Genomic DNA, 18,706 nt, shown 5'->3' with positions numbered 1-18,706 from the left:
TGCCATCCCCGCCCGCGCGGGGATGGCGGGCATCCACTTTATTCCGCGCGGCCGCCGAATTCGCCGGTGGTGGTGTTCACCCACACCTTTTCGCCGCTGCCGATGTATTCCGGCACCATGATCTCGATGCCGGTGGACAGCTTGGCCGGTTTCGGGCGCTTGGTGGCGGTGCCGCCCTTGAGTTCCGGCGGGGTTTCGATGACTTCCATCGCCACCGACTGCGGCAGCTGGATCGCCACCGGGGCGTCTTCGATCAACTGCACGTAGATGCCGGTGAGGTCGTCGACGATGTAACCGGCGGCATCGCCGATGACGTCGGCATCCAGCGTGTACGGGGTGTAGTCCTCGTCATCGAGGAACACGAACGCATCACCGTCCTTGTAGGAATAGGTGCACTGGCGACGGCTCATGTCCACTTCGCGCAGGTCGTCGTCGCCGTCGAAGCTGGCATCCAGCTTGTTGCCGCCGGGGATCGAGTACATGACGAAGCGGAAGCGCACGTTGCCGCCGCGGCCTTGCGGGCTGCTGCGTTCGATGTCGCGGATCTGGTAGACGCCGTTGTTGTATTCGACGACGTTGCCTTTCTTGAAGTCGCAAGCCTTCATGGGTTGTTTTTCGCAGTTGGGAGCGCACGGAAGATGCGCTCGTTGAAGAACCAGGTGAGCAGGCCCCAGACGAGGCCGCCAAACAGGCACAGGGGCAGGGCCAGGGCCAGCACCAGCGGCAGGCGGGGGTGCTGCAGGCCCAGCCGGAATGCCACCAGCGCGGCCATGCCCAGGAACATCAGGCCGCCCCACAGCGCCAGCCCGCGCAGCAGCACGAACCGCCAGCGGCCACGGGCGCGGATGGCCGGCCAATGGGTGGCGACCCAGCGGTCGGCGCGCGGGCCGTAGCGGCTCACTTCGGTGCCAGCCGGGTGGCACCGTCCAGGCGGATGGTTTCGCCGTTGAGGTAGGTGTTGGTGAGGATGTAGGCCACCAGGTCGGCGTATTCCTGCGGCTGGCCGAGACGCGAGGGGAACGGGATGGTGGCGGCCAGCGACTTCTGCACGTCGTCCGGCATGCCGTCGACCATCGGGGTCCAGAACACGCCGGGGGCCACGGTCATCACGCGGATGCCGAAGCGGGCCATCTCGCGCGCCATCGGCAGGGTCATGCCGACCACGCCGCCCTTCGATGCCGAGTAGGCGGCCTGGCCGATCTGGCCTTCATAGGCGGCCACCGAGGCGGTGTTGACGATCACGCCGCGTTCGCCGTCGGTGCCGGCATCGTTGTGCTGCATGACATCGGCACAGGCCTTGGCGACGTTGAAGCTGCCCACCAGGTTCACCATCACCGTGGTCTGGAAGTACGACAGCGCCATCGGCCCGGTCTTGCCCAGCACGCGGCCCGCACCGAGGATGCCGGCGCAGTTGATGGCGGTGTTCAAACCGCCGAGGAAGGCCTTGGCGGCGGCCACGTTGGCGGCCACCTGCTCCTCGTTGCTGACATCGGTCTTGAAGAAGCGGGCGTTGGCTTCACCCAGTTCGGCCACGGCGGCCGCGCCCTTCTCGTCGTTGACGTCGAACAGGGCGACCTTGCCGCCGTGGGCGACCAGGTGCTGGGCCACGGCGAAGCCGAGGCCGGAAACGCCGCCGGTGACGACGGCGCGGGCATTGGAAAGCTGCATGGGAGTTCCTGCGGGCGGGAAAGCGGCGATTTTAGCGGATGCCGATGGCCGGCCGCGCGCGGCGGTGGTGCTGGCCTGATCCCCGCAAGAACAAAGGCAGCCGTTCCTGGCTGCCTTTGGTTGGAACCTTGCGTATTGCTTCGATCGAGCGCCAGCCATCAATGCTCGATGCCGGCGCCAAACCTCACTTCGGGAGGCTGTAGGTCAACGTGTAATTGCCGGATCCGCGATAGGAGTAGACCTCCACCGTGTAATAGCCGGGGCTGGCGTTGTAGTTGATGGATTCGTTTGAGGTCGGTGATTCCGACTTCGCCACGATCTGCCAGCTGCTGCCGTTCCAGCGGTACAGATACAGCTCGAAATCCGCATTGGCCGGGCCTTTCAGCGTGGCATTGAGGGTGCCGCCGGTGCTGATGTACTGGTACGGATCCGGATGATCGGCGTAATACCCGCTGCCTGCCAATGCGCCGGTGGCGGTGACGCCGGTATCCGGATTGGGCTGCGGATCAGGCTGCGGGTCTGGCTGCGGGTCGGGCGTGCCGCCGGCAAACACCGCATACAGCAAGCGGTTGGCCGATCCCGTGCCGGCGCTGGCAACCTTGTTGGGCGTGGCATTGGCGTACAGCGCGGTTTCCACCTGCGCCGGCGTGGCACCGGGGTTGGCGGCCAGGTACAGCGCCACCGCGCCGACCACGTGCGGGGTGGCCATCGAGGTGCCGCTGATGGTGTTGGTGGCCGAGTTGCCGGTGTTCCAGCTGGAGGTGATGCCGCTGCCCGGCGCGAAGATGTTCACGCAGCTACCCCAGTTGGAAAACGACGAGCGGACATCATTGCTGGCGGTGGAACCCACGGTGATGGCCCCTTGCGCACGCGCGGGCGAGACATTGCAGGCGTCCTGGTTTTCGTTGCCTGCGGCCACCACCACCACCACGCCCGAGTTGCGCAGGCGGGCCACGGCTTGGTCGGTGGCGGTGGAGGCGCCGCCGCCCAGGCTCATGTTGGCCACCGATGGCCCGCGATGGGTATTGGCCACCCAATCCATGCCGGCCACGATGCCCGAAGTGGAGCCACTGCCGTCACAGCCCAGCACCCGGACCGGGTACAGCTTCACGCCCTTGGCCAGGCCGTAGGTGCTGCCGCCGATGGTGCCGGCCACATGGGTGCCATGGCCGGCGCAATCCGAGCTGCCATAGCCGTCGTTGATGGCGCTGTAGCCTTGCTGCACGCGGCCGCCGAATTGGCTGTGCGAGGCCAGGATGCCGGTGTCGATGACATAGGCGGAAACATTCGACGCGTTGGTGGTGTAGGTGTAGCGGCCATCCAGCGGCAGGTTGCGCTGGTCGACACGGTCGATGCCCCAGGTCGCGCCGGTTTGGGTGGCGCTGGCGCGCATCACGCCATCTTGTTCGATGTAGGCCACGCGCGGGTCGCGCAGCAGGCGTTGCACGGTGGCGGGCGTGGCGTGGATGGCGAAGCCGCGCAGCACTTCGTCGTAGGTCTGTTTGATGGTCAGTGGATATTGCCCGGCAAAGGTGCTGGCAAGGCTGCGCAGCGACGGTGCCAGGGGCTTGCCGCGCAGCAGGCCGTTCTTGGCGGCGGCCGCTTCACTGCGCAGGCTGGCGGCATCGTCCTTCAATACCACGATGTAGCGGTTGGCGATGGGCTGGCGGGCGGTGATCAATTGCTGTGCCGATGCCAGCAGCGGGGCCATCGCCAGGGTCAAGCCGCCCAGGGCGATGCAGAGGGGTTTGGTTTGCATGGATGTGTCCTTCAACAGGGGGCACGGCGGCCACATTCGCAGCCGCCGCAGGTGGGGGAGGGGCTCAGTTCGGCATCGAATACGTCAGCGTGTAGTTGCCGGACCCGCCATAGGAGTAGACCTCCACCGTGTAATAGCCGGGGCTGGCGTTGTAGCTGATGGATTCGTTCGAGGTGGGTGATTCCGACTTCGCCACGATCTGCCAGCTGCTGCCGTTCCAGCGGTACAGGTGCAGCTCGAAATCGGCGTTGGCCGGGCCTTTCAGCGTGGCCTTGATGGTGCCGCCGGTGGTGACGTTCTTGTACGGATCGGGGTGGTCGGCATAGGTGCCGCTGCCGCTGAGGCTGCCGCTGACGGTGCTGCTGCCATCGCCGGGTTGCGGGTTGGGCTGCGGGTCGGGGGTCTGGCTGCCGTCATCCTTGTAATTGTTGAAAATGCGGGTGGCCACGCCCCAGTTCACCGCATCCCAGGGGTAGCCCAGGTTGCGCATCTTCGAGTTTTCGGTGGGGCGATACACCCCACTGGCGCAGTAATTGCCACCCTGGAACAGGCCCACCGTGCCCAAGGCATAGCGGCCCACGGGGGTGGGCAAGGGCGTGGAACCGGCAATCTGGCTGCCCCATTTGATGTAGCCGCGCTGGGTCTGGCGGGTGACATTGGGGGCGGAAGGCTCGCTGTTGCCGTAGCAGCTGCCGTAGTCGTATTCGTCGGCCAGCCCGAACAAGGTGTGGCCCAACTCGTGCAAGGCCAGCTCGGTGGCGGCACTGTGCATGGTCATGGTGGCGATGTAACCGCCGCCGCCGCCGTAACGGGTGGTATTGCCCACCACCAGGATCACGTCGCGGCCGTCAGCCGTGGTGACTTGCGCGGCGGCATCGTAGGCCAGATTGCTGTCGGCGCAGACCAGGCGATCGATGCCCGAGCAGGCCATGGTGGCGTTCAAGGCGGTGTTGCGATAGATGTTGTAGGGCGGGTCATCGATGCCCGACTGCGCGCTCACCACGTCCACCCGGCGGATGTTGAAGGCACGGGCGTTGGCTGCGAACAGCGGGTCGCTCATCAGGCCGTTGACGACCTTCTGCGCATCGCTGCGCCATTTGCCCATTTCTGCGCTGGTATAGCCGTCGCCCATGATGACGATGTCCAGCCGCTTGGAAGACGGCCCGTTGTTCACCACCAGTTCGCTGCCGATCACCGGGCTGGCCTGCGCACTCTGGCGCGGCTTGCGTTGCAGCAGTTGCTGGATCTGCCCGATGCCGATGCTGCCCAGCGGGATGGCGGCGGCATGCAGCCCGGCGTTGGTTGTTGCGGGATGCATGCTGACCTGCACGTTGGCCAATGCCGCATTGTCCGGCAGCTGGATTTCGAACTGCTGGCGTGCCAGCACGATGTCTTGCGCCTGCTCGATGCGCCCGGTGACGGGGTTGAAGGACTCCGCATGCAGCAGGCGCGGGTCACGGATTTCCCGTGAGAACAAGGTGCGGCCATGGCGATCGCGGCCGGTTACTTGCAGGGTGCCCCTGCTGTCGCCCGGCAATTGCGGGTGTGGCGTGAAATTGCCGCGCTCGGCATTCACCAGCGTGATGTCGCCGCGTGCCGCATTCGCTTCCAGGCGCAGTGTCAGGTAATTGCCGGCATGCGCGGTACCGCCCAGCGCCAGTGCCAGCATGGTGGCTCCGGCGAGGCGGATGTGATGCTTCCTGTTCATGGTGTTGCGCGTCTCCCCATTGGTGATGAACGCCACGCCGCACGCATCGTGCAGGTGACGGTGGACCTCCCCGAAGAAGCGAAACACCAAAGGCGCGCCAAACCCGCCACTGCATGCCCGTCACCGGGGATTTGCATGCGGTTTGGCGGGAATGCGGCCTTGTCGGTGTTTCCACAATCAGGCGGCAATGCAATGCCTGGATCCGCACTCGCGGATCAATTGGGAGATGGCCGGGACGCGTCGATTGGCATGGCGTTGTCACGGCAGAGGGATGCATCGTTCGTGGATCAGGCGCGCATGCGCCTGGTTCGGTGAAGGCAGGCCGGGGATGGGCTTGCCCCGTGTGTCCTGAACCGAACTCGACATGGGGGTGATTTATGCGGCAGATGCGTTTGGGAATGTTGGCAGTGCTCCTGGCAAGTGGCGCAGCCATGGCGCAGGGGGGGGTGGGAAGCGGGGATGTCTCGACGGGAATGGCATCGCCGATGCAGGCGGCTGCCATGCGTGGCTTGAGCGCATTCGCGGCGCAATTCGGGAAGATGGATGACCGGTTGCCGCCGGGTTTCCCGCTGGCCCTGGCGGATGCGGGGGACCTGCATGGCGTGCGGATAGGCTGGGGATTCCAGGTCTATGACGTCGATGCGGCGGCCCTGGCTTCGAAGGCGAATCTGGAAGACGTGGCTCGCCCCACGGGTATCTGGCGCTACGAAGTGCTGGCCAAGGGGCGTCCGGTAGGGTTGGCCACGGTGGCGAAGACGTCACAAGGTTGGCAAGTGGTGTCGTTTGGAGGCACCGGCCTGGCGCGCGACATTCATGCATTGATGGTCAGCCACGGGACGCGGGCCGATACCCACCTGCGTTACGTGCGGGTGCCGCAGGCGACGGCAGATTTCATTGCCGTGCAGCGCGGCGGAGCACCGGCGCGGTTTGCGCCGTTGCAGGCCGCACGCGACTTGTTGCAAGGGCAGGGGCATGGCGTGCCGCGTGATGGGCTGCTGGACGGTGCAGTGCTGCGTGCCCAGTTGCGGCAGGCCGTGAAAACCAATGGCGCAAATTGACTCTGGCCGAAGGAGAACGTGAACATGAAAACCTTGCAACGCATTCTGGCCACGGGGGGTCTGGCGGCGCTGTCCTCGCTGGCCATCGCTGGCAGCGGCTACAAATACCTTGGGGTCGATGAGGAGATCCAGCAGCACAGCAACTGGTGCTGGGCGGCGTCATCGGTGGACATCCTCAAGTTCTACGGAAGCAAGCCAGCCCAGTGCAACGTGGTGAACTGGGCCTATGGGCGGACTGATGCCTGCACCAGCGCGCCGTTCAGCTGGAACTCGTATGCCAATACCCCGAACGGGATGTATGGCAGCAACGGCAGCATCCAGGCGATCCTGCGCAACTGGGGCGTGAACAGCAATGGCTACAACTACGCATCCAGCTGGAACAGCGTGGTCAGCGATGTGAATGCCGGGCGGCCATTCGTGATGCGCTTTGGCTGGTACAGCGGTGGCGGCCACTTCATCGTCGGGTATGGCTATTACGACCTGCAAGGCACGCAAACCATCGGCTACATGAATCCATGGCCGGGCGAAGGCTATACCTGGTCCAATTACAATTGGACCGTATACGCCGCCTACGACCACCAGTGGACGCACACCTTGCGTACCTACAAGTGACGGCAGACTTGGGCGGCGGGTGATTCAGCCGCCGCCCTTTTTCCCGCTGGCCACCGCCTTGCGAGCTTCCGCGAACATCCGGCTGCGGCAGTCGGCACGGGAACCAAGCGCATCCAGCGCCACCTGCAACAGGGGCTGGCCTTCTTCCGACTGTCCGGCCCGCACCAATGCCAGGCCCAGCCCAAGGCGCAGCACCGACACCGCGCGGGCGGTGTCCGGGTAGATCTTGCGGGCGGTGTCCAGGGCTGCCCGATAGCGGGTCGCCGCTTCGCTTGCGCGGCCTTGGGCCAGCGCAAGGTCTGCCTCGTTCTGCTGCAAGGCCAGTTGCACGTACGGCAGGTTGGCACCGTTGGCGCCCAGGTCACGCTTTGCCTGCGCCAGGATGGTTTCCGCTTCAGGCAGCTGCTGCGCCTGGACCAAGGCCATTCCCAGCACGCTCTCGGTCATTGCATGCCACGGGTGTTGCCGGCCCAGCACCTCGCTGCGACTGGCCGCCACCTGCCGCAGCCAGCGCGCTGCAGCCTCCGGCTGGCCGGCGCAGGTCATGGCCAGCCCCAGGTCGTGCGCGACGGTCAACGTGGTGGGATGGTTGCGGCCATAGCGATGGTCGAGTTTTTCCAGCAATTCACGCAGCACCTGCACGGCTTCGTCGTAGCGACCCGAGCCCAGCAGGGCCGATTCGATGCCGATCTGGGTTTCCAGCGTCAATGGATGATCCGCTCCGAAGTTGCGGGTGTTCATGTCCTTCGCGGTGCGTGCGTGCGCGAGGGCCTGTTGCCAACGCCCCAACCGTGATTCGCACAGGCCCAGGATGATGTGGACACCCGCCTGTTCGTCGGGGGTGCCATCGACCAGCCTGCCCAGCAAGGCTTGGTAGCGCGTGCGGCAGGTTTGGAAATCGTCACGCAGGAATGCGGTGCGGGCCAGATAGGCATCCATTTCGAACAGCAGGGCCGAATGCGGCCCCAATGCAGCCCGGATTTCTTCCCGCAATGGCTGCAGGTGATGATCCGCAGCGGGCAGGTTGGATGGGTCGATGTTGTTTTTTTCCAGCGCCAGACGCGTGCGCAGCGTGCGTTCATCCCGTGGCCCATAGGCATGGGTGTAATACGCGATGGCAAGGCGGAAGGCGCGATCGGCCGCCCGCAGCCGGCCAAGATTGGAAAGCGTGTCGCCCAGGCTGGCAGCCACCCGGCCAGCCACTTCCGGCTGTTTGCCCAGGCGGGTTTCGATGCGGTCCAGTGCATGCTCGCTCAGGTCCGCCACGCTGGCATCGCTGGAGCCCGCTTGCAGGGGGTCGGCACCGGGCAGGAAATCCCGCAGCAGGTAGTCGTTGACTTGCTCGCTGACCAGCTGTGCGTGGCGGGCGGCATCACGCTCGTGCGTCAGCCGCAGCAGGAAGCCGGCAATGGTGGCGATGAACGCCAGTGTCACCATGGCACTGATCGCGCTGCCCAATGGATGGGCGCGCAGCAGCAAATGCAGGCGATGCCGCAGGCCGGCGCGACGCGCCGTCACGGGCTGGTGGTGCAGCAGCCGGTGCAGGTCGGCACGCAGGGCCGACGTGGTGGGGTAGCGGTGTTCGGGTTGGGGTGCCTTGGCCTTGGCGATGATGGCGTGCAGGTCGGCAGGAATGCCGGGGGCCGGGCAGGCCGTGGAGGTGGCCTGCAGCACGCAGGCAAGCAGGTGGCCCAACTGCCAGATGTCCGACGCGGTGTTCACGGGGGCACCGTCCAGCTGCTCGGGGCTGGCAAAACCGGGGGTGCAGGCGTGGATGACGTCGGCATCGGCCAGCATCGCGGCCACGCCGAAGTCGATCAGTTTGGCCTGGCCGTTGCCATCCACCAGCACGTTGTCGGGCTTGATGTCGCGATGTACCAGCAACTGCCCATGCGCGCATTGCACCGCTTCCACGACCGGCAGCAGCAAGCGCACGCGTGCTTGCCAGTCCAGCCCGGCTGCGGCGGCATGACGGTCGATGGGCAAGCCTTCGACGTGTTCCAGCGCAAACCACAGGCGGCCATCTTCGCTGCAGCCACCGTCCAGCAGGCGGGCGATGTTGGGGTGGTTCAACTGCGCGAGGATCTGCCGCTCGCGGCGGAATTGCGTGGACTGCACGGTGTCCAGCCGGCCGACCGGCAGCCATTTGATGGCCACTTGCTGCGCGTAGGCACCATCGGCACGGGTGGCCAGGTACACGATTCCCATGCCGCCGCGCCCCAGTTCGCGCTCGATGCGAAACGCGCCCAGCAAGGTGCCGGGCACCAGTTCCCGCAAGTGCAGGCAGCGTTGCAGCAAATCACCGGCCAATGCCCCTTGCCAGAGGCGGCCGGGTTCCAGCAGCCGGTCCAGTGCGTCCATGCCGCTCATCCCGGTTGCAGGTGCTCACGCAGTTTTTCGCGGGCCAATTGCCAACGGCGCTGCACCGTGCGCAGCGGCACGCCCAGTGCATCGGCGGTTTCCGTTTCGGTCAAGCCGCCGAACAGGCGGCATTCCACCACCTGCGCCAGTGCGGCGTCTTCGCCTGCCAGCCTGGCCAGTGCGGCGTCCAGCATCAGTACTTCGTCGGCCTCTTGCGCCACGCTGGCCTGATCCTCCTGCAAGGTGACGTGAATGGCACCGCCGCCGCGCTTGTCAGCCAGCCGGTCGCGGGCGTGGTTGACCAGGAGCTGCCGCATTGCCCGGCTTGCCAGCGCCAGGAAATGATTGCGATCGACGATGGCCCCGGGTTGCCCGCGCGCTACCCGCAGGTAGCATTCATGCACCAGTGCGGTGGCATTGAGGGTGGGTGTGCCGCCCGCCGCGGTGCGTCTGGCGATGCGCAACAGGTCGCCGTACAGCAAACCCATCACCTGCTCCCACGCGGCCGGCTCGCCTTGGCGCGCACGCTCCAGCAGCACGGTGATGTCGCCCACGGCCAGCCCCTTCGTTGCCTCCCCACCCGAGTCTAGCATCGGCCATCCAGTGGCCGGCCGGGCGCATCGTTCAAAGCGCGAGCAGGTAGAACCTGTTGCAGCCGCCATGCTGGGTGGCCCCGAATTCGGCGTGGATCGGGCAGGTCACGGGCGTGGCTGTGCCGACAGGCGTTCGCCGAATTCGGCGGGCCGCAGTCCCGGCGCGAACAGGAAGCCTTGCCAGACATTGACCCCCAGATGCTGCATGAATTCGCGCTGCAATTCCGTTTCGATGCCTTCGGCGACGATGTCCAGCCCGAGACTGTTGGCGATGCCCAGCACCGCCTGGCAGATGGCCACGTCGCTGGGGTTGTCGGGCACCCCTTTCAGGAAGCCGTAACTGAGCTTGAGGGTGTGGATGGGCAGGCGGCGCAGGTAGCTGAGCGCGCTGTAGCCTTCGCCGAAATCGTCGATGGACAGGCGCACGCCCAGCGCGCGCAACCGGTCCAGCGTGTGCAGCGTGTCGGACGAATCTTCCACCAGCACGCGTTCGGTCAGTTCCAGTTCCAGCGCATGGCCGGGCAGGCGGGCTTCTTCCAGTGCCTTGGTCACGCTGTTGACCAGGTCTTCGCCGACGAACTGATGGTAGGACACGTTCACCGCCACCCGTTCGATGGGCAGCCCCGCATCCTGCCAGCGCCGCAACTGGGTGCTGGCTTCGCGCAGCACCCAGTGGTCGATGCGGACGATTTCGCCGGTGGCTTCGGCCAGGTCGATGAAGCGGTCGGGCCGCATTTCGCCCAGCACCGGGTTGTTCCAGCGGATCAGGGCTTCGGCGGACAGGATGCGCCCGCTGTTCAGGTCCACCTGCGGCTGGTAGACGAGGTAGAACTCGCCATTGTCGAGCGCGCGGCGCAACTGGGTCTCGATCTGCAAACGCTCCTGCTGGCGGCTGGCCAGCTTGGGCGTGAAGGCCTGGTAGCCGTTGCGGTGGCGACGCTTGCTGTCGTACATCGCCACGTCGGCATTCTGGATCAGCTGCCGTGGCGTATCCCCCCGGGTGGATGCCCGCGAGATGCCGATGCTGGTGGTGACCTTGAATTCGTCGTTGCCAAGGTGGAAGGGCAGGCCGAAGGCTTGCTGGATGCGCAGCGCCAGCCGCTCGGTGCGGGTGTCGTCGTCGTTGATGTGGCAGGCCACCAGGAATTCGTCGCCGCCGAAGCGGGCGATCACCCCTTCGCCGGCCACCGCGTTGCGGATGCGTTGCGCGGCTTCCACCAGCAGATGGTCGCCGGCGTCGTGGCCCAGCACGTCGTTGACGATCTTGAAGCGGTCGAGATCGATGTACAGCAACGCCAGGTCCGGGCCGCCGCGCGCCTGCAGGCGCTGTTCGATGCAGGTCAGGATGGCATCGCGGTTGAGCAGCCCGGTGAGGGCGTCGGTCTGCGCCTGCTGGCGCAGCCGTTCTTCTTCCAGCTTGCGATCGGTGATGTCTTGCAGGGTGCCGCTGATGCGGTCGTGGCTGGGGTCGTGCGGGTCCGGTTCGCCGATCATCCGCACCCAGAACGGGGTGCCGTCGGCTTGCTGGCCCTGCAGTTCCAGCTCGAACCCGGTGCCGTCGTCGATGCTGGTCAGGGTCTTGTGCAGGCGCTGGCGATCCGCCGGTTGCAGCTGCGCCAGCACGTCTTCCATGGTTTCCGGCGTCCTGGCCGCACCCAGGATATGGATGGTTTCACTGGTGAGGTAGAGGGTGCCGTGGGTGCGGTGCCATTGCCAGCCGCCGATGCGCGCCAATTCCTGCACCCGCAGGAACAGGGTCTTGTCGCGTTGCAGGGTGCTGAGGTCGCGCGCCACCGCCACGATGGCGGGCTGGCCGTCGTGGGTCAGGCTGGCCGACGACACTTCCACCGGGAAGCGGCTGCCGTCGGCGCGCATGTTGGTGGCTTGCTGGACGTGGGTCTCGCCGCGGTCGATGGCGTCCAGCACGGGGGCAAGGAAGTCATCGCGCAGGTCCGGATTGAGGACGTGCAGCGGCTGGCCGATGATTTCTTCGCGCGTGCGATCGTAGGCGTCGAGGCTGGCCTTGTTGAGGTCCAGCACCACGCCGTCGCGACTGAGGATGCTGACCGGGTCCGGCACCGCGTCGAGCAGGGCCCGGTATTGGTCGTGCCCAACCGCCAAGGCGGCCTGTGCCCGCCGCAGGCTGGCATGCAGATGTTGCAGCAGCGCGGGGTCGGGGGTCGGGTTTTCGGCGTGACGGGCGTGTTCCAGGGGGAGCAGTGCTTGCTCCAGTTGCTGGAGGGCGGCGTGCAGTTCCCGGTGGTCGGCCGAAGATGGGTTCATGCCGCCATCGCCCGGCCTGCCTTGCTGCCGGTGTCGCGGCCCAGCAGGCCGGCCAGCCAGCGGCCGGTGTCGGCCAGCAGCGGCAGGTCGATGCCGGTGTGGATGCCGAGGCCGTGCAGCATGTACACCACGTCCTCGCTGGCCACGTTGCCGCTGGCACCCTTCGCATACGGGCAGCCGCCGGCACCGGACACTGCGCTGTCCACTACCGCCACGCCTTCTTCCAGACAAGCCAGCACGTTGGCCAGCGCCTGCCCGTAGGTGTCGTGGAAATGGACGGCCAGTGCGGCCATCGGCACCTCGCCGGCGACCGCCTTCAGCATCGCCCGTGCCTTGCCCGGGGTGCCGATGCCGATGGTGTCGCCCAGCGAGATTTCGTGGCAGCCCATGGCATGCAGCGCGCGCGCCACGCGCACCACGTCGGCCAGCGGCACGTCGCCCTGGTACGGGCAGCCGAGCACCGTGGACACGTAGCCGCGCACGCGCACGCCGTCGATCTTCGCGCGCTCCAGCACCGGCGCGAAGCGTTGCAGCGACGCATCGATGCCGGCGTTGGTGTTCTTCAGGTTGAACGCTTCGGAGGCGGCGGTGAACACCGCCACGTCCTGCGCGCCGGCGGCGCGTGCGCGTTCGTAACCTTGCTCGTTTGGCACCAGCACCGGGTAGCTGATGCCCGGCACGCGGGTGATGCCGGCCAGCACCTCGGCCGCATCCGCCATCTGCGGCACCCATTTGGGGCTGACGAAGGCGGTGGCTTCGATGCTGGCAAGGCCGGTTTTCGACAGCCGATCGATCAGCTCGATCTTGCGTGCGGTACCGATGTCGGTCTTTTCATTCTGCAGGCCATCGCGCGGGCCGACCTCGACGATGCGGACGTGTGCGGGCAGGGCCATGCTCATTGCTCCAGCGTCGCCAGCACCGCGTCGGCTTCGACGAATTCGCCGGCCTGCGCGCGCAGCTCGTCCAGCACGCCATCGCGCGGGGCCTTCAGCGCCAGCTCCATCTTCATGGCTTCCAGAACCAACACGACATCCCCCATCTTGACGGCATCCCCGGGCCGGGCCTGCACCAGCACCACCCGGCCCGGCATCGGTGCGCGGATGCGGTGCTCTGCGGCGGTGCCGGCCCCCGACAGCCGACGATACACCGACGCCAGTTGCAGGCGAAGCCGTTTGTCGCCGTCGTGCACGAACAGCTCGTGGCCGTGGGCGCTCACATGGAAGCGGCGCATGCTGCCGTCCAGCCGCAGGCTCAGGTCGCCGTCTTCCAGCCGCGCACCGGCGATGGCGTAGTCGCTGCCATCGAGGTGCAGGGCGTACTGGCCGGCGTGGCCGCGCGCGAGCAGCTCCACCTGCGCCTCGCCATGCAGGAAGGCCAGCCGGCGCGCGCCGCCATGGCCCAGCCGCCAGCCGTCGGCACTGGCCCAGGGGGAGGCGGGGTCGCTGGAGCGGGCGGCCGCGGTGGCGGCGGCACTTTCCTGCTGCAGCAGGCTGTAGCAGGCGGCCGCCAGCAGCAGCGGCGGGTCGGCCTGCGGCGGCGCGAGGAATTGGTCGAGGTGGCGGTCCAGGTAGCCGGTGTCGATGCTGGCATCGACGATGGCCGGGTGGCGGATCAGGCGTTCCAGGAAGGCGATGTTCGATTTCGGGCCTTGGATCGCGCAGCGCGACAGCGCCTCGCGCAGCCGTGCCAGCGCACGCGGGCGGTCTTCGTCGTGGACGATGAGTTTGGCGATCATCGGGTCGTAGAAGATCGTCACGGTGTCGCCTTCGACCACGCCGGAATCGATGCGGATGTTGCGCGTGGGTGCCGGCAGCCGCAGCGTGTGCAGGGTGCCGGAGCCGGGCAGGAAGCCGGCGTCCGGGTCTTCCGCGTACAGCCGCACTTCGATGGCGTGGCCGCGCTGCACGATGCCCTGCTGGCGCAGCGGCAGCGGTTCGCCGGCGGCGATGCGCAGCTGCCACTCGACCAGATCCAGCCCGGTGACTTCCTCGGTGACGGGGTGCTCCACCTGCAGGCGGGTGTTGATTTCCATGAAATAGAAACCGCCGTCCTGGCCGACGATGAACTCCACCGTGCCGGCATTGGCATAGTCGATCGCGTGTGCGGCCTGCACCGCCGCCGCGCCCATCGCCGCGCGCAGCTCGGGGGTGAGGAAGGGCGAGGGCGATTCCTCCAGCACCTTCTGGTAGCGCCGCTGCGCCGAGCATTCGCGCTCGCCGAGGTGGATGGCGTTGCCGTGGGCGTCGCCGAAGATCTGGATCTCGATGTGGCGCGGATGCTCGATGTAGCGTTCCAGCAGCACGCGGTCCTTGCCGAAGGCGTTCTTGGCCTCGCGCTGGCAGCTTTCGAGGTGGGCGGCAAACTCGCCGGCCGCGCGCACGATGCGCATGCCCTTGCCGCCGCCGCCATGCGCGGCCTTGATCATCAGCGGGTAGCCGATGCGATCGGCCTCGCGCTGCAGCAGGTCGGGCGTCTGGTCTGCGCCGGTATAGCCGGGCACCACCGGCACGCCGGCGGCGGCCATCAGGTCCTTGGCGCCGGCCTTGCTGCCCATCTTGCGCATCGAGTTGCCCGACGGGCCGATGAAGGTGATGCCGGCGGCGGCCACCGCGTCGGCGAAGTCGGCGTTCTCGGAGAGGAAGCCGTAGCCGGGATGGATGGCCTGCGCGCCGGTTTTTTTCGCGACGTCCAAAATGGCGTCACCGCGCAGATAGCTGTCGGCCGGACTGGGCCCGCCGATGCAATGGGCCTCGTCCGCCAGCCGCACGTGCTGGGCGTCGGCGTCGGCCTCCGAGAACACCGCGACGGTGCGGATACCGAGCTTGCGCGCGGTGCGGATGACGCGGCAGGCGATCTCGCCGCGGTTGGCGATTAGGATGGTCGAGAACATTGGCAGGGCTCTTCTCCCTCCCCTTCAAGGGGAGGGCTGGGGTGGGGATGGGTCTTGTCTGGATTGGATTGCGCGCAGGATCACTTCGAGCACGCCGTCGATATTCTGGAAGACATCGTGATTCCAGAATCGAAGCACCTTGAATCCAGCCTTGCGCAGGCATTCGTCACGGTTGTCATCGTAAGCGATAGCGTTGGCATGCTGGCCGCCGTCGAGTTCGACGACGAGTTTCTGCTGGAGGCAAGCGAAGTCAAGGATGTAGTCCCTGTAGGGGTGCTGCCTGCGGAACTTGGCGCCGGCCAACTGGCGACCGCGCAGGTGTTGCCAGAGTAAATGCTCGGCATCCGTGGGCGCGTTGCGCAGGGCGCGTGGGCGGCGTTCGGCGCGGATGCGGGGGTTGGTTTGGCCGTCCATAGTGGTGTTTGGGCAGTGGGGAGCGTTGCGGGAAGCCCATCCCCACCCAACCCTCCCCTTGAAGGGGAGGGCTTTGGAGCAGGACTCCGCTTGAAGGGGAGGGCTTTGGAGCGGGATTCCCCTTGAAGAAGATGATTTTTTTAAAGCGTCCACGCGGGTTTGCGCTTGTCGAGGAAGGCGGACAGGCCTTCCTGGCCTTCGGGCGAGACCCGCAGGCGGGCGATCAGGGCGGCGTTGTCGGTGTCGTGCCGGCTGCCGTCGTGGTGGGCGCAGACGGCGCGTACCAGTTGTTTGGCGCTGGCCGATGCCAGCGGGCCGGCTTTCAGCAGCAGGTCGATCTGGCGCTGCACCGCCGCGTCCAATGCGTCGGCGACGACGACCTGGTGCAGCAGGCCGATGCGCAGCGCCTCGGCGGCGTCGAAGATCTCGGCGGTGGCGAAATAGCGGCGCGCTTGGCGCGGGCCGATCGCCTGGATGACGTAGGGCGAGATCACCGCCGGCAGCAGGCCCAGCTTGCTTTCGGTCAGGCCGAATTTGGCTTCCGGCACGCCGATGGCGATGTCGCAGCAGGCCACCAGCCCCACGCCGCCGCCGAACGCCGCGCCCTGCACGCGGGCGATGGTGGGTTTCGGCAGTTCGTCCAGCGTGCGCATCAGGCGGGCGAGGGCCAGCGAATCCTGCCGGTTCGCCTCTTCGCTGGCCTTGGCCATGCCGCGCATCCAGTGCAGGTCGGCACCGGCGGAAAACGAGACGCCATCGGCCTCCAGCACCAGCACGCGCACGTTGGCGTCGTCGGCGACTTGCGCCAATGCAGCGGTCATGTCGGCAATCAGTGCGTCGTCAAACGCGTTATGCACTTGCGCGCGGGTCATGCGCAGGTGGGCGACGGGGCCGTCGCGGTGCAGTTGCAGGGCCTGACTCATACGTGAAAACGCATCCCCAAAAATTGATCTGACACATGATAGCGGGTGGCGAAACTGCTATAGTTGAGAACAATTCCTATTTAGAATCCTGGTGCGGCGTCGATGCGCTTGACCGAACTTCCCAGACGCCATCGTGCCGTGGTCGAAACCGTGGAGGATCGCGTCCCCAATGACCCGGTGGCGCGTCGCCTGCGCGAGCTGGGGTTCGTGGCCGGCGAGGACATCGAGGTGGTGGCTGCCGGCCCGCTGGGTGCGGAACCCTTGCTGGTGCAGGTGGGGTTCACGCGTTTCGCGCTGCGGCGGGTGGAAGCGGCACGGGTGTGCCTGCGCACCGATGGCGGTGCGGCATGAACCCCACGTTGTCGGTATCGCGCATTGCCCTGGTGGGCAACCCCAATTGCGGCAAGACCGCCTTGTTCAACCTGCTGACCGGCAGCCGCCAGAAGGTGGCGAACTACGCCGGGGTGACGGTGGAGCGCAAGGAAGGCCGCCTGCATGCGCCATCCGGCCGCCAGTACGCGGTGCTGGACCTGCCCGGCGCCTACAGCCTGAACGCCGCCAGCCTGGACGAAGCGGTGACCCGCGACCTGATCCGTGGCTTCTACCCCGGCGAAGCCGCGCCGGACCTGCTGGTCTGCGTGGTGGATGCCACCAACCTGCGCCTGCACCTGCGTTTCGCCCTGGAGCTGCGCGCGCTGGGCAAGCCCATGCTGGTGGCGCTGAACATGATGGATGCGGCGCGCAAGCGTGGCATCGTCATCGACGTGGCGGCGTTGCAGCGGGAGCTGGGCGTGCCGGTGGTGGAAACCGTGGCCGTGCACCGCCACGGCGCGCGCGCGCTGCTGGCGACGCTGGAAGCGCCGATGGCGGAGGTGCCGCCGGCGCATGCGCCGCTGGACGATGATGCCCTGCATGCCGAAGCGCGGCGTCTGCTGGCACTGGCGGTGGCGATGCCGCGCCGCACCGCCGTGATCGACGACACCCTGGATCGCTGGTTGCTGCACCCGCTGTTCGGCCTGCTGGCGCTGGCGGTGGTGATGTTCCTGATCTTCCAGGCGGTGTATGCCTGGGCCACGCCGTTGATGGATGGCATCGAAGCGGCCACCACGTGGCTGGGCACGCAGGCGGCCGCGCAGATGCCCGAAGGCCCGCTGCGCAGCCTGCTGGTGGACGGCATCATCGCCGGCACCGGCGGGGTGGTGGTGTTCCTGCCGCAGATCCTCATCCTGTTCGCCTTCATCCTGGCACTGGAGGAATCCGGTTACCTGCCGCGCGCGGCCTTCCTGCTGGACCGGATGATGGCGGCGGCGGGCCTGTCCGGGCGCAGCTTCATCCCGTTGCTGTCCAGCTTCGCCTGTGCAGTGCCCGGCATCATGTCCACCCGTTCCATCCAGGACCCGCGTGACCGCTTGGCCACCATTCTGGTGGCGCCGCTGATGACGTGCTCTGCGCGGCTGCCGGTCTACACCTTTTTGATTGGCGCCTTCGTGCCGAAGAAGGACGTGGCCGGCTTCAACCAGCAGGGTCTGGTGCTGTTCGGGCTGTATGCCGCGGGCATTCTCAGCGCGCTGGCGGTGGCATGGACGATGAAACTGTGGCGGCGCGACAAGAGCGAGCATCCGCTGCTGTTGGAACTGCCGTCCTACCGCGTGCCGCACCTGCGCGACATCGGCATCGGCCTGTGGGAACGGGCGATGATTTTCCTCAAGCGGGTCGGCGGGATCATCCTGTCGATGACCGTGTTGCTGTGGTTCCTGCTGAGTTTCCCCGGCGCGCCGGAAGGGGCGGCCGGGCCGGCCGTCGATTACAGCTTCGCCGGCCATATCGGCCATGCGATGACCGCGGTGTTCGCGCCGATCGGCTTCAACTGGCAGATCTGCATCGCGCTGATCCCCGGCATGGCCGCGCGCGAGGTGGTGGTGTCCTCGCTGGCCACCGTCTACGCGCTGTCGGCAACCAGCGACGACGCGGCGGCGCAGGCGTTGTCACCGATCCTCCAGAGCCAGTGGTCGCTGGCCACCGCGCTGTCGCTGCTGGTGTGGTTCATCTATGCGCCGCAGTGCGTCTCCACCCTGGCCACGATCAAGCGCGAAACCCACTCGTGGAAACAGACCGCGTTCGCCGCCGGCTACCTGTTCGCGCTGGCTTATCTGGCGTCGCTGCTCACTTACCAAGTTGCGGTGGCGCTGGGGGCGGGATGAGCGCCGGGCTGCTGCTGCAATACGCCATTGTGGCCCTGGCGGTCGTGCTCAGTGCCGCCGTGGTGATGCACAAGCAGTTCCCGAACGCGACGCGGCGGCTGCGCGTGGCCATCGCCCTGCCGCTGCTGCGCGAGGGCCGGCCGGCGTGGCTGCGCGGGTTGGCGCGGAAGATCGCGCCGCCGGGGCAGGGGGGCGGCAAGGATTGCGGCGGCTGCAACGGCTGCGGTTGAGCGCGC

The 18,706-nt window shown here is 66.9% G+C and carries 17 protein-coding genes; 5 read left to right on the top strand and 12 right to left on the bottom strand.

Annotation, left to right across the window (positions count from 1 at the left end; genetic code table 11):
* Nucleotides 1–38: 38 nt before the first annotated feature.
* From yeiP to ACE3OK_RS07745, 5 genes are all read right to left on the bottom strand, one after another.
* Nucleotides 39–605: an elongation factor P-like protein YeiP gene (gene yeiP, locus ACE3OK_RS07765; RefSeq protein ID WP_374248964.1), complete on the bottom strand. Its 567-nt coding sequence runs from the start codon at nt 603–605 to the stop codon at nt 39–41.
* Nucleotides 602–901 (bottom strand): hypothetical protein, encoded by a 300-nt coding sequence (locus ACE3OK_RS07760; RefSeq protein ID WP_374248963.1) that lies wholly within the window; start codon nt 899–901, stop codon nt 602–604. The genes yeiP and ACE3OK_RS07760 overlap by 4 nt, the downstream gene beginning before the upstream one ends.
* Nucleotides 898–1,668: an SDR family NAD(P)-dependent oxidoreductase gene (locus ACE3OK_RS07755; RefSeq protein ID WP_374248962.1), complete on the bottom strand. Its 771-nt coding sequence runs from the start codon at nt 1,666–1,668 to the stop codon at nt 898–900. Before ACE3OK_RS07755 ends, ACE3OK_RS07760 begins: the two co-directional genes overlap by 4 nt.
* A gap of 184 nt (nt 1,669–1,852) precedes the next feature.
* Entirely contained in the window at nt 1,853–3,427 is a 1,575-nt protein-coding gene (locus ACE3OK_RS07750) for a S8 family peptidase (RefSeq protein WP_374248961.1), read from the bottom strand.
* A gap of 64 nt (nt 3,428–3,491) precedes the next feature.
* Nucleotides 3,492–5,135: a M64 family metallopeptidase gene (locus ACE3OK_RS07745; protein ID WP_374248960.1), complete on the bottom strand. Its 1,644-nt coding sequence runs from the start codon at nt 5,133–5,135 to the stop codon at nt 3,492–3,494.
* Nucleotides 5,136–5,635: 500 nt separating this feature from the next.
* Here ACE3OK_RS07745 and ACE3OK_RS07740 point away from each other — a divergent pair, with 500 nt between their 5' ends.
* Nucleotides 5,636–6,193, top strand: coding sequence for a hypothetical protein (locus ACE3OK_RS07740; RefSeq protein ID WP_374248959.1), 558 nt, complete (start codon nt 5,636–5,638; stop codon nt 6,191–6,193).
* A gap of 24 nt (nt 6,194–6,217) precedes the next feature.
* Complete coding sequence (locus tag ACE3OK_RS07735; RefSeq protein ID WP_374248958.1) at nt 6,218–6,805, top strand: C39 family peptidase; 588 nt, start codon at nt 6,218–6,220, stop codon at nt 6,803–6,805.
* Between the two features lie 24 nt (nt 6,806–6,829).
* Here the strand turns inward: ACE3OK_RS07735 and ACE3OK_RS07730 are convergent, their stop codons facing one another.
* The 7 genes from ACE3OK_RS07730 to ACE3OK_RS07700 all read right to left on the bottom strand — a co-directional run bounded on the left by ACE3OK_RS07730 (nt 6,830) and on the right by ACE3OK_RS07700 (nt 16,269).
* On the bottom strand, nt 6,830–9,166 hold the full coding sequence (locus ACE3OK_RS07730) for a tetratricopeptide repeat protein (RefSeq protein WP_374248957.1): 2,337 nt from the start codon (nt 9,164–9,166) through the stop codon (nt 6,830–6,832).
* A 5-nt stretch (nt 9,167–9,171) separates the two neighbouring features.
* Nucleotides 9,172–9,759 carry an ECF-type sigma factor gene (locus ACE3OK_RS07725; RefSeq protein ID WP_374248956.1) on the bottom strand — a complete coding sequence of 196 codons (588 nt, stop codon included), beginning with the start codon at nt 9,757–9,759 and terminating at the stop codon, nt 9,172–9,174.
* Nucleotides 9,760–9,864: 105 nt separating this feature from the next.
* A complete protein-coding gene (locus ACE3OK_RS07720) occupies nt 9,865–12,042 on the bottom strand; it encodes a putative bifunctional diguanylate cyclase/phosphodiesterase (protein WP_374248955.1) in 2,178 nt (725 codons plus the stop codon).
* Nucleotides 12,039–12,929, bottom strand: coding sequence for a hydroxymethylglutaryl-CoA lyase (locus ACE3OK_RS07715; protein ID WP_374249016.1), 891 nt, complete (start codon nt 12,927–12,929; stop codon nt 12,039–12,041). Before ACE3OK_RS07715 ends, ACE3OK_RS07720 begins: the two co-directional genes overlap by 4 nt.
* Nucleotides 12,930–12,937: 8 nt before the next feature.
* Complete coding sequence (locus ACE3OK_RS07710) at nt 12,938–14,932, bottom strand: acetyl-CoA carboxylase biotin carboxylase subunit (protein ID WP_374248954.1); 1,995 nt, start codon at nt 14,930–14,932, stop codon at nt 12,938–12,940.
* 24 nt (nt 14,933–14,956) lie between these two features.
* Nucleotides 14,957–15,346 carry an endonuclease domain-containing protein gene (locus ACE3OK_RS07705; protein ID WP_374248953.1) on the bottom strand — a complete coding sequence of 130 codons (390 nt, stop codon included), beginning with the start codon at nt 15,344–15,346 and terminating at the stop codon, nt 14,957–14,959.
* Nucleotides 15,347–15,486: 140 nt separating this feature from the next.
* Nucleotides 15,487–16,269 carry an enoyl-CoA hydratase-related protein gene (locus tag ACE3OK_RS07700; RefSeq protein ID WP_374248952.1) on the bottom strand — a complete coding sequence of 261 codons (783 nt, stop codon included), beginning with the start codon at nt 16,267–16,269 and terminating at the stop codon, nt 15,487–15,489.
* 102 nt (nt 16,270–16,371) lie between these two features.
* Between ACE3OK_RS07700 and ACE3OK_RS07695 the strand changes: the two genes are divergently transcribed.
* The 3 genes from ACE3OK_RS07695 to ACE3OK_RS07685 are packed head-to-tail and all read left to right on the top strand — an operon-like array spanning nt 16,372 to nt 18,700.
* A complete protein-coding gene (locus ACE3OK_RS07695) occupies nt 16,372–16,620 on the top strand; it encodes a ferrous iron transport protein A (RefSeq protein WP_374248951.1) in 249 nt (82 codons plus the stop codon).
* Complete coding sequence (locus ACE3OK_RS07690) at nt 16,617–18,470, top strand: ferrous iron transporter B (protein WP_374248950.1); 1,854 nt, start codon at nt 16,617–16,619, stop codon at nt 18,468–18,470. The genes ACE3OK_RS07695 and ACE3OK_RS07690 overlap by 4 nt, the downstream gene beginning before the upstream one ends.
* Entirely contained in the window at nt 18,467–18,700 is a 234-nt protein-coding gene (locus ACE3OK_RS07685; protein WP_374248949.1) for a DUF6587 family protein, read from the top strand. Before ACE3OK_RS07690 ends, ACE3OK_RS07685 begins: the two co-directional genes overlap by 4 nt.
* The last annotated feature ends 6 nt before the right edge of the window (nt 18,701–18,706 follow it).

The sequence above is a fragment of the Thermomonas sp. genome, from assembly GCF_041905325.1.
GTDB lineage: Bacteria > Pseudomonadota > Gammaproteobacteria > Xanthomonadales > Xanthomonadaceae > Thermomonas.
The sequence above is the reverse complement of the archived record's forward strand: the minus strand, read 5'-3'. Positions and strand labels throughout refer to the sequence as shown.

Excerpts from the sequence above, each read along its gene's own strand:
- yeiP (WP_374248964.1), bottom strand. The coding sequence starts at position 605 with ATGAAGGCTTGCGACTTCAAGAAAGGCAACGTCGTCGAATACAACAAC.
- ACE3OK_RS07755 (WP_374248962.1), bottom strand. The coding sequence starts at position 1,668 with ATGCAGCTTTCCAATGCCCGCGCCGTCGTCACCGGCGGCGTTTCCGGC.
- ACE3OK_RS07750 (WP_374248961.1), bottom strand. The coding sequence starts at position 3,427 with ATGCAAACCAAACCCCTCTGCATCGCCCTGGGCGGCTTGACCCTGGCG.
- ACE3OK_RS07745 (WP_374248960.1), bottom strand. The coding sequence starts at position 5,135 with ATGAACAGGAAGCATCACATCCGCCTCGCCGGAGCCACCATGCTGGCA.
- ACE3OK_RS07740 (WP_374248959.1), top strand. The coding sequence starts at position 5,636 with ATGCGTGGCTTGAGCGCATTCGCGGCGCAATTCGGGAAGATGGATGAC.
- ACE3OK_RS07735 (WP_374248958.1), top strand. The coding sequence starts at position 6,218 with ATGAAAACCTTGCAACGCATTCTGGCCACGGGGGGTCTGGCGGCGCTG.
- ACE3OK_RS07730 (WP_374248957.1), bottom strand. The coding sequence starts at position 9,166 with ATGGACGCACTGGACCGGCTGCTGGAACCCGGCCGCCTCTGGCAAGGG.
- ACE3OK_RS07725 (WP_374248956.1), bottom strand. The coding sequence starts at position 9,759 with ATGCTAGACTCGGGTGGGGAGGCAACGAAGGGGCTGGCCGTGGGCGAC.
- ACE3OK_RS07720 (WP_374248955.1), bottom strand. The coding sequence starts at position 12,042 with ATGAACCCATCTTCGGCCGACCACCGGGAACTGCACGCCGCCCTCCAG.
- ACE3OK_RS07710 (WP_374248954.1), bottom strand. The coding sequence starts at position 14,932 with ATGTTCTCGACCATCCTAATCGCCAACCGCGGCGAGATCGCCTGCCGC.
- ACE3OK_RS07705 (WP_374248953.1), bottom strand. The coding sequence starts at position 15,346 with ATGGACGGCCAAACCAACCCCCGCATCCGCGCCGAACGCCGCCCACGC.
- ACE3OK_RS07700 (WP_374248952.1), bottom strand. The coding sequence starts at position 16,269 with ATGAGTCAGGCCCTGCAACTGCACCGCGACGGCCCCGTCGCCCACCTG.
- ACE3OK_RS07695 (WP_374248951.1), top strand. The coding sequence starts at position 16,372 with ATGCGCTTGACCGAACTTCCCAGACGCCATCGTGCCGTGGTCGAAACC.
- ACE3OK_RS07690 (WP_374248950.1), top strand. The coding sequence starts at position 16,617 with ATGAACCCCACGTTGTCGGTATCGCGCATTGCCCTGGTGGGCAACCCC.
- ACE3OK_RS07685 (WP_374248949.1), top strand. The coding sequence starts at position 18,467 with ATGAGCGCCGGGCTGCTGCTGCAATACGCCATTGTGGCCCTGGCGGTC.